Origin of the sequence: Amycolatopsis sp. cmx-4-54, from assembly GCF_046548895.1 — a bacterium.
Lineage (GTDB): Bacteria > Actinomycetota > Actinomycetes > Mycobacteriales > Pseudonocardiaceae > Amycolatopsis.
On the sequence record NZ_JAEBEJ010000001.1, the window covers coordinates 930,060 to 942,002 of the forward strand.

Annotated in this window: 11 protein-coding genes; 4 read left to right on the forward strand and 7 right to left on the reverse strand. The window is 69.3% G+C overall.

All coding sequences use genetic code 11. The features are described from left to right. Positions 1 to 64: 64 nt before the first annotated feature. Genes ACLJQ7_RS04535 through ACLJQ7_RS04545 form a run of 3 tightly spaced genes read right to left on the reverse strand, consistent with a single transcriptional unit; the run spans position 65 to position 2,305 of the window. Positions 65 to 958 carry an aminoglycoside phosphotransferase family protein gene (locus ACLJQ7_RS04535; protein WP_410646863.1) on the reverse strand — a complete coding sequence of 298 codons (894 nt, stop codon included), beginning with the start codon at positions 956 to 958 and terminating at the stop codon, positions 65 to 67. Continuing rightward, positions 943 to 1,725, reverse strand: coding sequence for an SCO1664 family protein (locus ACLJQ7_RS04540; RefSeq protein ID WP_410646864.1), 783 nt, complete (start codon positions 1,723 to 1,725; stop codon positions 943 to 945). The genes ACLJQ7_RS04535 and ACLJQ7_RS04540 overlap by 16 nt, the downstream gene beginning before the upstream one ends. A gap of 4 nt (positions 1,726 to 1,729) precedes the next feature. Further along, positions 1,730 to 2,305: a DUF3090 domain-containing protein gene (locus tag ACLJQ7_RS04545; protein ID WP_410646865.1), complete on the reverse strand. Its 576-nt coding sequence runs from the start codon at positions 2,303 to 2,305 to the stop codon at positions 1,730 to 1,732. A 121-nt stretch (positions 2,306 to 2,426) separates the two neighbouring features. On the opposite strand from ACLJQ7_RS04545, the gene ACLJQ7_RS04550 reads away from it, so the two are divergent. The 4 genes from ACLJQ7_RS04550 to ACLJQ7_RS04565 are packed head-to-tail and all read left to right on the forward strand — an operon-like array spanning position 2,427 to position 6,353. Then, complete coding sequence (locus ACLJQ7_RS04550) at positions 2,427 to 4,367, forward strand: S9 family peptidase (RefSeq protein WP_410646866.1); 1,941 nt, start codon at positions 2,427 to 2,429, stop codon at positions 4,365 to 4,367. Continuing rightward, the gene (locus ACLJQ7_RS04555) at positions 4,364 to 5,251 is read left to right on the forward strand and encodes an LD-carboxypeptidase (protein ID WP_410646867.1); all 888 of its coding nucleotides are present in this window, start codon (positions 4,364 to 4,366) and stop codon (positions 5,249 to 5,251) included. Before ACLJQ7_RS04550 ends, ACLJQ7_RS04555 begins: the two co-directional genes overlap by 4 nt. A 48-nt stretch (positions 5,252 to 5,299) precedes the next feature. Further along, positions 5,300 to 5,923 carry a class I SAM-dependent methyltransferase gene (locus ACLJQ7_RS04560; RefSeq protein ID WP_410646868.1) on the forward strand — a complete coding sequence of 208 codons (624 nt, stop codon included), beginning with the start codon at positions 5,300 to 5,302 and terminating at the stop codon, positions 5,921 to 5,923. Positions 5,924 to 5,936: 13 nt separating this feature from the next. After that, positions 5,937 to 6,353 carry a TIGR03668 family PPOX class F420-dependent oxidoreductase gene (locus ACLJQ7_RS04565; RefSeq protein ID WP_410646869.1) on the forward strand — a complete coding sequence of 139 codons (417 nt, stop codon included), beginning with the start codon at positions 5,937 to 5,939 and terminating at the stop codon, positions 6,351 to 6,353. A gap of 320 nt (positions 6,354 to 6,673) precedes the next feature. On the opposite strand, the gene mptB is transcribed toward ACLJQ7_RS04565, so the two are convergent. Genes mptB through ACLJQ7_RS04585 form a run of 4 tightly spaced genes read right to left on the reverse strand, consistent with a single transcriptional unit; the run spans position 6,674 to position 11,851 of the window. Further along, complete coding sequence (gene mptB, locus ACLJQ7_RS04570; protein ID WP_410646870.1) at positions 6,674 to 8,236, reverse strand: polyprenol phosphomannose-dependent alpha 1,6 mannosyltransferase MptB; 1,563 nt, start codon at positions 8,234 to 8,236, stop codon at positions 6,674 to 6,676. Positions 8,237 to 8,250: 14 nt separating this feature from the next. Beyond that, positions 8,251 to 9,921 (reverse strand): nickel ABC transporter ATP-binding protein NikE, encoded by a 1,671-nt coding sequence (gene nikE / locus ACLJQ7_RS04575; RefSeq protein ID WP_410646871.1) that lies wholly within the window; start codon positions 9,919 to 9,921, stop codon positions 8,251 to 8,253. Further along, positions 9,918 to 10,823: an ABC transporter permease gene (locus ACLJQ7_RS04580; protein WP_410646872.1), complete on the reverse strand. Its 906-nt coding sequence runs from the start codon at positions 10,821 to 10,823 to the stop codon at positions 9,918 to 9,920. The genes nikE and ACLJQ7_RS04580 overlap by 4 nt, the downstream gene beginning before the upstream one ends. After that, positions 10,820 to 11,851 (reverse strand): ABC transporter permease, encoded by a 1,032-nt coding sequence (locus tag ACLJQ7_RS04585; protein WP_410646873.1) that lies wholly within the window; start codon positions 11,849 to 11,851, stop codon positions 10,820 to 10,822. Before ACLJQ7_RS04585 ends, ACLJQ7_RS04580 begins: the two co-directional genes overlap by 4 nt. Positions 11,852 to 11,943: the final 92 nt, after the last annotated feature.

Here is an 11,943-nt window from a genome sequence, read left to right on the forward strand (position 1 = left end):
TCTCCCCGCCACGCCGGTCAGGCGGTCATCCGCCGCCCTGCCGACGTCGATCGCGGACTCGGGTTCACCGACAGAATGACAGCATCGCGTCGACGAACGGGGTCCGCTCGCCCCGCTCGAGCGGGCGCATCACGAACAGCGGCGCGAGGGCGACACACCACGCGCGCACTCGTCCGGCGTCGAAACCCGGCAGATGCGGCGCGATCAGGTCGAAACCGTCCTCGAGCGTTCCGCCGTCGCGCATCGGCAACGTGACCCAGTCGGCCAGATCGAAGGACGGGTCACCGACGCTCGGACGCGGATCGATCGCGACCGCTCCCCGCCCGGGGCCGCCGTCGAGGACATTGCCCGGATGCAGGTCGCCGTGCACGATCGCGTTCCCTCCCCCGCCGGTCGCGAGCGCGAGCGCCCGCAGCCGCGCGCGATCGAGGGTCTCCAGCGAGAGCGTGGCCTCGGCCACCGAGCCGCGCAGCCCGCGCTCGGCGAGCCGGTACATGAACACGACACGGTCTTCCAGCGGCGGGAAGTCCGACGGCGGGGTCACCGAATGGATCTGGGTCAGCAGGTCGCCGACCTCGGCCCACGGGACGTTCGCCCCCACCTCAAGCAACTGCGTGCCAGGGTCGATGCCCTCCAGCAGGATCGCCCCGGCGGCGAGTTCGGTGTCGAGCACCTGAACCACCCGCGAGCAGCCCTCCCACGCCCGCAACGCGGCGGCTTCCGATGCGGCGATCGTGTGATCCGGGGTCAGCTTGAGGACCTTCGTCAGGCCGTCGTCCCCGCGACAGATCAGAGTCCGGCCCGTGTTACCCGGTTTCGCGTCGACGACGGTGAGGCCCCACCGAGCGGCCAGCCGCTCCACGAGAGCGGGCAGCTCGTCACACCACGCCGCGACGTCCTCGCCGAACCGCGCGACCAGACGCGCCCGCGCCTCGTCATCGATCAGAACAGCGGCCACGGAATGGCCCGCCAGTCGTCACCGGGCTCAGGGAAGACCCCTTCCGCCAAAAGCAGATCGGTCCGTTCGGCCAGCGCGCGGATCTCGAAACCGGTGAGATGCTCGCCGAGCGCGTCCCCGAGCTCCCCGTCCAGCTTCTCGCGAAGGCCGCGGAGCTTGCCGACCTCGGCATCGGTCAGCTGCTCACCGATCCAGCCCCAGAGCACCGTCCGCAGCTTCGGGTCGGTGTGCAGACAGATCCCGTGATCCACGCCATAGATCCGGCCGTCGGCGCCGGCGAGCACATGGCCGCCCTTGCGGTCGGTGTTGTTGACCACGATGTCGAGCACGGCCAGCTCCCGCATGTCCTGCCGGTCCGCGTGCGCGAGCACCGCGGGTTCGCCGTCACGGTCGTGCGCGTGCAGCACGACACGCCAGTCTTCCGGCAGGCCCTCCGGTGACCGGACGTCGACGAGTTCCTCGTCGGCGGTCTCGATCCACAGCTGCACCATGCCGGGCCCGAACGGCCCGTCGCGCAGCACCGTGGGCGGGATCGCGCCCAACCCGGAGGCTTCGGCGACCATGGCCGTCGCGACCTCACGGCCCGCGAGCGTCCCGTCCGGGAAGTCCCACAGCGGCCGCTCACCGGAAACCGGCTTGTACACGACGTTCCCGGTGACGCCGTCGAGCTCGATCGCGCAGAAGAGCGTGACGTTGGAGGCATCGACGAGCCTGCCTTCGACGTCGATCTTGCCGCGCGTCACCAGCTCCCGCGAAGACCCCTCCACCGCGTCAATCCTCTAGGACGTCGACGTCGCGCCGGTACCCGTTCTGACGCGGGCAGATGTGACCCGCCGGGTCGAGCGGTTCCGCGCACAGCGGGCACGGCCTGCGGCCGGCGTTGACCACCCGGTCCGCGCGTTCCGCGAACGCGCGCGCCGCGCCAGGACTCAGGAAGACGCGCACGGCGTCCGGCCCCTCTTCGGTGTCGTCCAGAACGACCGTTTCGTCCACCTCGCCCTCCGTCATCGCCAGCAGCTCGATGACGACGGCCTTGCTCTCGGCGTCCCAGCCGAGACCCATCGTGCCGACGCGGAACTCCTCCTCGACCGGAACGGTCAGAGGGTCGACGTCGACGAGCTCTTCGGGCGCGTCGTCCGGTACGTCCGCGCCGAACCGGCTGACGACCTCTTCCAGCAGCGAGCCCAGCCTCTCGGCCAAGACCACCACCTGCTGTTTTTCGATCGTCACACTGATCGTGCGGACGTCCTCGGACGCCTGGAGATAGAACGTGCGGTCGCCGGGCTCACCGACGGTTCCTGCGACGAACCGGTCGGGCTGGCGGAAGACGTGGATTACGCGAGACATGGCACCTTTGACACTAGGCCACGACCCCATGATCGGCATCCGCCGCCCCAAGGTTCAGCCAAGGGCGAAACCGCCACGCCCCGGGCCGTCATGGGCAAAGGGCCGAACCTAGTCTTCAACCGTGGTTGAGATCGCCCCTTACGGCACCTGGACGTCTCCCCTGTCGGCCGCCGCTGTCGCGGCCTCGGGAGTCAGCGCGCAATGGCTCGATACCGTGGAAAACGAGGTCTGGTGGGCCGAAGCGAGAACCGGTGAAGGCGGCCGCGTGACCCTCGTGCGGTCCCGCGCCGACGGCACGGTCGAAGACGTCCTCCCCGCTCCGTGGAGCGCCCGGAACCGCGTCCACGAATACGGCGGCCGACCCTGGCTCGTCCTCGGTGACGTCCTGGTCTTCACCCACTGGTCGGATCAGCGCGTCTACCGCCGCGACCTCACCACCGGCGAGACGACACCACTGACCCCGGAACCGGCGACCCGGCACCAGATCCGCTACAGCGACCTACGCCCCGGCCGCACCGGCGAAGTATGGCTGGTCCGCGAGCGCAGCACCGGCTCCCGGCGCGTCGACATCGCCCGCGATCTCATCGCGGTCCCCCTCGACGGCGGCCCGGAACGCGTCCTGACGGCGAGCCATCATTTCCTCACCGCCCCACAGCTTTCGCCCGACGGCACGCGCGCGGCGTGGATCGGCTGGAACCATCCCGCGATGCCTTGGGACGGAACCGAACTGTGCGTTGCCGAACTCGACGAGGACGGGACGTTCGGGCCACACCGCGTGCTCGCCGGCGCGGCCGACATCTCCGTCTGCCAGATCGAATGGGAGTCGGCGGACAGCCTGCTGGCGTTGCTCGACCCGGACGGCTGGTGGAACCTGCACCGCGTCGGACTCGACGGCGGCATCGAGAACCTGGCCCCGGCCGAACAGGAGATCGGCGGCGCACAGTGGAAACTCGGCGCGCGCTGGTTCACCCCGCTCGGCGACGGCAGGTTCGCCGTCATCGCGTCGGGCAGGCTCGCCGTCCTCGACGAAACGACGCGGGAAGTGACCCCGACAGCGGCCGCCGCCGACCTGACCGCGTGGTCCACCAACGGTTTCGCCGTCCACGACGGCGGTATCGTCGGCGTCGCGGCGGGACCGAAGCGCGAAGGCGCCGTCGTGAAAGTAAGTCTCGACGGCGGGACGGTGACCGAACTCGCCGCGACACCTGAACCGCCGTCACCCGCCTACCTGTCGACGCCCGTGGAACGGATCTTCAAAACCGGCGACGGCGACCGGATCCCCGCCTTCCTCTATCTTCCCGCGAACACCGACTTCGCCGCGCCGGACGGCGAACTCCCGCCGTTGCTCGTGTACCCGCACGGCGGGCCGACCGGCCGGGACAGCGCGGTGCTCGACTACGAGATCGCCTACTTCACCAGCCGCGGCATCGCCGTCGTCACGGTGAACTACGGCGGCTCCACCGGCTACGGCCGCGCCTATCGCGAACGGCTGCGGGAACAGTGGGGCGTCGTCGACGTCGCCGACTGTGTCACCGTCGCCGAAGGCCTCGCCGCCGAAGGCACCGTCGACGGCGACAGACTCGCCATCCGCGGCGGCAGCGCGGGCGGATACACCTCCGCCGCCTCGCTGACCACCACCACGACCTACCGCGCGGGCACCGTGATGTACCCGATCCTCGACCTCACGCAGTGGACCGGCGACGGCGGCGAGACGCACGACTTCGAGTCCCGCTACCTCGACGGGCTGATCGGACCGCTCCCCGACACCGAGCAGCGCTACCGGGACCGATCGCCGATCAACAACGCCGGCACCCTCGCCGGCCCGCTGCTGTTCCTGCAGGGACTGGAGGACGAGATCTGCCCGCCCGAGCAGGCGGATCGGTTCGTGGCCGGGCTGGAAGGACGCGGCATCCAGCACGCCTACCTGAGGTTCGAGGGCGAACAGCACGGTTTCCGGAAAGCCGAGACGATCGTGGCCGCGCTCGAAGCCGAGTTGTCGTTCTACGGCCAGGTCTTCGGCTTCGAGACACCCGACGTGCCGAAGCTCCGGCTGAGCCGGTGAGGCCACCGAAAACGCGGCCGGGCGACACGATCGCCTTGGTCGCCCCGGCGGGGCCGGTCCCGCCGGATCTCGTCGAGAAGGCGCTGCCGGTGCTCCGCGGCTGGGGCGTCGAAGTCCACGTCGGTGACTGCGTCCGCGCGACCTCCACGGGTTATCTGTCCGCCTCCGACGAGGCACGGGCCGCCGAATTCACCCGCGCTTGGCTGGACCCGGGGGTCACCTGCGTCCTCGCCGCCCGGGGCGGCTACGGCTCGCAGCGGATGCTCGACCTGCTCGACTGGACGGCACTGAAGGCGGCCGGGCCCAAGACGTTCGGCGGATCGAGCGACGTCACCGCGCTGCACCGGGCGGTGAACGTCCACTTGGGACTGGACACCCTGTTCTCCCCCATGCCCGCGACCACCCTGTTCGACGCGGTGGCCGCCGAACACCTGCGGCTGTCGTTGTTCGAGCCGGAGAGCGTGCGGCTGATCGCCTCACCGACGGCGTCCCCACTGGTGCCGGGAACCGCGACCGGAACGCTCATCGGCGGCAACCTCGCCCTCCTGACGGCGGGCCTCGGCGCACCGGAGCAGGGCTCGGCGCGTGACGCGCTCGTGCTGCTGGAGGACGTCACCGAGAGCGCATACCGGATCGACCGCATGCTGACCCAGCTACTGCGTTCCGGCTGGCTCGACGGCGTTCGAGGCTTCGTACTGGGTTCGTGGAGGTCCTGCGGCGATCCGGAGGCGATCCGAGCCCTGATGCTCGACCGCCTCGGCCCGCTCGGCGTGCCGATCGCCTGGGACTTCGGCGTCGGGCATGTCCCGGCGTCGCCGACCATCCCCCTCGGCGCGCGGGCCACCCTCGACGCCGACACGGGAACCCTCCAGGTTTTGCCGTAACAGCAACAGGACTTGCGGAACCGGCCGAGGCGGAGGCATCTTGCGGTCATGGATTCCACACAGCAGTTCTGGGAAGACTTCTACCGGGACAAGGATCAGGTCTGGAGCGGGAAGGCGAACCCGATCCTGGTGAACGAGGTCGCCGCGCTCACGCCGGGGACGGCGCTCGACCTCGGCTGTGGCGAGGGCGGCGACGCCATCTGGCTCACCCAGCAGGGCTGGCGGGTCACCGCCGTCGACATCTCGGACGTCGCCCTCAAGCGTGCCGCCGGGCACGCGGCCGAGGCCGGGGTGGAGGGCATCGTCTGGGAGCGCCACGATCTGGCGAAGTCGTTCCCGGAAGGACGCTTCGACCTCGTCTCCGCACAGTTCTTCCACTCCCCCGTCGCGGAGGACGGCGAGCGGGACAAGGCACTCCGCCGCGCCGCGGAAGCCGTCGCGCCGGGCGGCACACTGGTGGTGGCCGGCCACGCCGGCTGGCCGACGTGGATGGAAGAGCCGCCGCACAAGGACGTCCACTTCCCGACGCCGGACGAGGTCCTCGAAACGCTGGCGCTGGCCGACGGTGAGTGGACCGTGGAGCGGCAGGATCTGATCACCCGCGATTTCCCGGGGCCGGAAGGACAGCAGGGAACTCGTTCGGACAACGTGCTCCGCGTGCGCCGCGCTTAGGTACCGTCACGGCATGCGGATGACGCCTGCCGAAGCCCGGTCACGGTTCGAAGGCGAGCGGATAGCGAGGCTGGCGACGGCGGGTTCGGACGGCGTGCCCCATCTGGTGCCGGTGACGTTCGTACTCGAAGGCGACTCGGTGGCGTTCGCGATCGACCACAAGCCCAAGAGCACGACGGCGTTGCGGCGGCTGAAGAACATCGCAGAGAACCCGGTGGTCAGTTTCCTGACCGACCACTACGACGAGGACTGGACCGGACTGTGGTGGGCTCGGGCCGACGGTGTCGCCCGGGTGCTGACCGATCCCGACGAGCAGTCGCTACCGGTGCGGCTGCTGCGGGAGAAGTATCCGCAGTACGAGGCGCAGCCTCCCCCGCATGCCGTGGTGACCACGCTCGTTTACTCCTGGAGCGGGTGGCGTGCCTCTTAAGCTTTTTTTGGCGTTGTTGCTATTTTATGGCAACAAACCCACACCATGGCGTATAGGTCGTTATACACTTTGGTGGGATCCCGTGAAGGCCTCCTTGAGGGACTCTGGGTCCGTGAAGGGCCCCTTCACGGACCGCTTGGTCGCCTCAGGAGTCACAACCTTCACTCCAGCCGCGTGAAGGCCCTTCGCGATCGCGCGGCCTCCCCAGAGGGTCCGTGAAGGCCTCCTTCACTACCTCCCAGCCAAGCACCTCCCCGCAGTACATGAAGGCCCCCTTCCTTCCGTCTAGCGCAAAGAAGGGGGCCTTCATGTACTGAAACTCAGGACGAGCGAGGAGCCTCCGCGGGCAGGAACTGCTCCACCGGCTTCCCCCGCCAAGCGGCGATGATCCCTAGCGGATCCGGCCGCAGCAGCGAAGCGGCCGCGTACACGCTCGCCGCGACGACGCCGGCCATGAACCACCAGTCGTACAGCGCCTGCTCCCCCGTCGGGTAGTAGACCAGCGTCACGAACACCGACACCGCGACGACGACCGCGAGGTTCCGGCGGCGCCATTCGAAGGCAGAGAGAACAACGAAACCCCAGGTCAGGTACCACGGCAACGAGGGCGGCGGGACGATCGCACCGGCCAGCAGCACGATCGCCATCCGGTGGATCGCCGGGTAGCCGCCGCCACGGGCGAGCCACCACTGCCAGCCGATGAAGACGGCAAGGCCGACCCACGCGATTGCCCGGAACACGGTGACGAACGGCGAGACCTCGACGTCGACCACCAGGTTCACCAGCGTGTAGAAGATCTCGCCGATCCCGGTCGGGAAGTTCATCCAGTTCGCGATCAGAGTCGGCGCCTTGAGACCGGTCAGCCAGCCGAGGTTGACCGAACCGAGGGACAGCCAGGTGCCCGCGACGAACACCGGCAGGAAGATCCCGACCGACGCGGCGCCCGCACGGAAGAAACTGGCCACCTTCCGGTCGCCGGGCAGGTGGTTCGCCCACACCCAGACCAAGAACGGCAGTGCCAGGGCCGCGGTGGGCTTGATCAGCATCCCGATGGTGACGAGGACGATCGCGACGACGTGCTTGCGCTCCAGCGCGGCCAGCACGCCCACAGTCAGGAAACCCAGCATCAGCAGGTCGTTGTGCGGGCCACCGACGAGGTGGATCACCGTCATCGGGCTGGCGATGGCGAGCCACAGCGTGATCGGGAGCTTGCCGCCGAGATGCTTGACCAGCCGCGGCAGCGACCACAGCATCCCCACCAGGCCGATCATCAGGACCAGCCGGGTCGCGATGACACCGGCGATCATGTCGTTGCCGGTGACCCCGACGATCCCCTTCGCGAACAGAAGGAACAGCGGGCCGTACGGCGCGGGCGTGGTCTGCCACAGCGGATGGACGTTCTGCACGACGTCCGGCAGCACGGACAGCTCGGCCGGGCCGTTGGCGTACGGGTCCAGTCCGTTGAGCAGCTGCGCGCCCTGCGCGAGGTAGGAGAAGACGTCGCGGGTGAACAGCGGCGGCGAGACCAGCAGCGGCGCCATCCAGCAGGCGGCGGCGATGACGATCGGACGGCTGCCGATCCGGCCCGCGAGCGCGTAGCGGCCCAGCCGGACCCACGCCCAGATGATCAGCGCGAAGCCCGTGTAGAGCACCACGTTGGCGAGGATGCGGCCGTGGCCGTAGCGGATCCACGACAACGGTCCGTGCCCCAGGATCGGGTCACGGACGAGAGTGCCACCGGCGCCGAGCGCCGCCAGCATCAGCAGCGTGCTGCCTATGGTTCCCATCGCGATGGTGCGGTACGGGAACCGGGAAGGCACCCGGAGCCGCTCGCCGAGGGAACCGGCCGAGGGCGTCTGCTGGGGGTCTGTAGTGGTCGCCATTTCGAGATTGGAGGTTACACACCGCGCCTGTGCGAGTGCGCGGCAATGGGTGTTTCCCGGGCCGTTCCACCGGGCAACGCGGCGAGCAGCGACTTCGTGTAGTCGTGCTTCGGGTCCTGCAGGACCTCCTCCACGGTACCCACTTCCACCAGCTCCCCGCGATACATCACGGCGACCCGGTCGGCGATGTTCCAGGCCAGGCCGAGGTCGTGGGTGATCACCAGCCCGGCGAGGCCCAGTTCACGCCGCAGGCGCAGCAACAGCGCGAGGATCTCCCCGCGCACCGACGCGTCGAGCGAGGCCACCGGTTCGTCGGCGACGATCACGCCGGGATCCAGCGCGAGCGCGCCCGCGATGACTACCCGCTGCCGCTGGCCGCCGGACAGCTCGTGCGGAAGCCGGTCGAGGTACTTCTCCGCGGGCCGTAGTTCGGCCGCTTCGAGGGCCTTCGTGACGATCTCGTGCTCGTTCGCGCCCATTCCGTGGATGCGGGGGCCTTCCGCGACGGCCTCGTAAACCGTGTGGTTCGGGTTCAGCGCACTCGTCGGGTCCTGCAGCACCAGCTGGACCTGCCGCCGGTACGCCTTGAGGCCGGCGCCGCCGAGCGGAACCGGTTTACCGTCGTACCGCACCGCGCCGGAATCGGGTTTCTGCAGGCCCAGCAGCGTCCGGGCGAGCGTCGTCTTGCCAGAGCCGGACTGGCCGACGAGCGCGACGATCTCGTCCTTGCGGACCTGGAGATTCACTCCGGCGACGGCGTTGATCCGCTTGCCGGTGCGATCGCGGAAACTGACACGCAGATCCTCGGCTTCCAGCAGCGCCGGCTGGTCGCCACCGCGTTCGGGTTCCGGTGGCAATGGCGTGCTGGTCGCCGGCGCGAAGCGGGACACCGGGTCGCCGACGGTCGGGAACGCGGCCGCGAGCGCCTTGCTGTGCTCGTGCCGCGGCGCGCTCATCAGCTCGGCGCTCGGCCGCTCCTCGACGATTTCGCCGTCGTACATCACCGCGATCCGGCGGCAGGTGGCGGCGAGCACCGACAGGTCGTGGCTGATCATGATCAGCCCGATCCCCTGTTCGGCGACCAGCCTGCCCAGCAGGTCGAGCACCTGCGCCTGGACGACGACGTCGAGCGCGGTGGTCGGCTCGTCCGCGATGATCAACCGCGGCGAGCAGGCCAGCGCCATCGCGATCATGACGCGTTGCTTCTGGCCACCGGACAGCTCGTGCGGATACGCGCCGGCGCGACCGGGCGGAAGGTCGACCTGTTCGAGCAGTTCCTTGACCTTGGCCTGGACGTCCGCGTCCGACAGCGCCTTGCCCCCGGGCGGGTGCAGACGGATCGGCTCGGCGATCTGCTCCCCGATCCGGCGGACCGGGTTGAGCGCGTGCATCGCGCCCTGGAACACGACCGAGGCCTCGGCCCAGCGCACCGCGCGCAGCCTGCCCCATTTCATGGCCGTGACGTCTTCGCCGTCCAGCAGGATCTCCCCGCTGACCTTCGCCGACCGCGGGAGCAGCCGCAGCACACTCATCGCGACCGTCGACTTCCCCGACCCCGACTCCCCCGCCACCCCGAGGGTGTCGCCGGGTTCGAGGACCAGGTCGACCCCGCGGACGGCGGCGACCTCACCGCTGCCGGTGGCGTACGTGACGCCGAGGCTCTTCAGTTCCAGCAAGGGGCTCATGAGTGCTGTCCCTTCAGGCGCGGGTTCAGCACGGTCTCCAGCGCGCGTCCGACGAGGGTGAAGGCGAGGACGACCACGACGATCGCGACACCCGGCGGCAGCAGGTTCCACCAGGCGCCCTTGCTGATCGCGCCGTTGTTCAAGGCGGTCTGCAGCATGGCTCCCCACGAGACGGTGTTCGGATTGCCGACGCCGAGGAACGCCAGCGTCGCGTCCGCGATGACCGCGTTGCCCACGACGAGCGTGGTGTTGGCCAGCACGAGCGGCATCACGCCGGGAAGGACGTGCTTGCCGACGATGTGCAGGTGACCGCCGCCGAGCGCCTTCGCGCGCTCGATGTACGGGCGACCCTCGATCGTGAGGGTCTGCGCGCGGACCAGGCGCGCGGTGCTCGGCCAGGCGGTGACACCGATGGCGATGATCACCGTCATCGTGCCCTGATCCAGCACGGAGGCGAGTGCCACGGCGAGGACGAGCGACGGCAGCACCAGGAAGAAGTCCGTGAATCGCAGCAGGAGCCCGGACAGCCAGCCGCCGAAATGCGCGGCCGCGATCCCGATGACGGTGCCGATCAGCACCGAGAGGAACGCCGCCGAGAAGCCGGTGAGCAGCGAGATCCGGGCCCCCCAGAACGTCATCAGCAGCACCGAACGGCCGTCGATGTCGGTGCCCAGCCAGAACTCCCCGCTGGGTGGGTCCAGGGAAGTGCCTTCGGCCTTGGTGACGTCGAGGCCGGACTCGTCCGAGATCACCGGCGCGAGGATGGCCAGCAGCGTGATGACACCGAGGAAGGCCAGCCCGAAGACGCCCGCCTTGTTCGTGGTGAACTCGTGCCAGCGCTTCGCCACGGCCTCGCGGCGGCGGCGCCAGACGATCGAACCGGGTTTTTCCGCTGTGGTCATGCCGTCCGCACCCTGGGGTCGAGCACGCGGTAGAGCAACTCCGCGAGCAGGTTCATCAGCACCACCGCACCCGCGAGGGTGACGAAGACTCCTTGCAGGACAGGCAGATCAGGCCCGCGGAGCGCTTCGTAGAGCAGCTGCCCGAGCCCCGGCCAGCTGAACACGGCCTCGACCGACACCGCGCCCGAGACCACCATCCCGAACTGCATGAAGACCAGCGTCACCGTCGGGAGCAGGGCGTTGGGCACGGCGTGCCGCTTGCGGACGAGATCGTCGCGCAGCCCCTTGGCCCGCGCGGTGGTGAGGTAGTCCGAGTTCATCTCGCCGATCAGCGACGAACGCATGACCAGCATGTACTGCGCGTAGAACACCACCAGCAGGGTCACGCACGGCAGCACCAGATGGTGGAGCACGTCGAGACCTTCGCTGAAGAAGCCCGGCGCGACGTCCGGGGAATGCATGCCCCGGCTGGGAAAGAGGCCGTTGGTGGCCACCAGCAGCATGAGCCCGAGCCAGAACTGCGGAACCGACCACAGGGTCAGCGCGATCCCGGTCTGGACCTTGTCGAACCTGCTCCCCCGGCGCCAGCCCGCGCGGATACCGAGCCACAGGCCGAGCGCGACCGCGAGCACCGTCGCGCTGCCGACGAGCAGGATCGTCGGCCACAACCGCTCGCCGACCATGTCGAAGACCGGGCGCCGCTGCAGGTACGAGACCCCCATGTCGCCCTGGAGGAGGCCCGTGAGGTAGTCCCAGAACTGCTGCAGCAGCGGCTTGTCCACGCCCATCTGCGCCCGGAGCTCCGCCATCATCTTCGGATCGGTCGGCCGGTCGCGGACCATGAACCGCACGGGGTCGCCGGGCAGCGTCCGGAACAGGAAGAACCCCAGCACGACGACGAGCGCGAGGCTCGCCAGCGCGCCACCGATCTTGGAGAGCACGAACCGGGCGGTGCCGGTCCCGCCCCGGCGCTCGTCGGGATCGCCGAGCGCCGGGGTCTTTTCGAGGGAAGTGAGTGCTTCGGTCAACGCGGTCCTTCGAATTCTGTCGGTGAACCCGCGAGCGCGTCGTCAGCAGTGTTCACGCGTCATGTCCCTTTCTCGGAGTAAATCTCAACTCC

What these genes read in the sequence shown, in the direction of transcription:
- ACLJQ7_RS04545 (WP_410646865.1), bottom strand. Translation starts at nt 2,305, where the DNA reads ATGTCTCGCGTAATCCACGTCTTCCGCCAGCCCGACCGGTTCGTCGCA.
- ACLJQ7_RS04560 (WP_410646868.1), top strand. Translation starts at nt 5,300, where the DNA reads ATGGATTCCACACAGCAGTTCTGGGAAGACTTCTACCGGGACAAGGAT.
- ACLJQ7_RS04565 (WP_410646869.1), top strand. Translation starts at nt 5,937, where the DNA reads ATGCGGATGACGCCTGCCGAAGCCCGGTCACGGTTCGAAGGCGAGCGG.
- mptB (WP_410646870.1), bottom strand. Translation starts at nt 8,236, where the DNA reads ATGGCGACCACTACAGACCCCCAGCAGACGCCCTCGGCCGGTTCCCTC.
- nikE (WP_410646871.1), bottom strand. Translation starts at nt 9,921, where the DNA reads ATGAGCCCCTTGCTGGAACTGAAGAGCCTCGGCGTCACGTACGCCACC.
- ACLJQ7_RS04580 (WP_410646872.1), bottom strand. Translation starts at nt 10,823, where the DNA reads ATGACCACAGCGGAAAAACCCGGTTCGATCGTCTGGCGCCGCCGCCGC.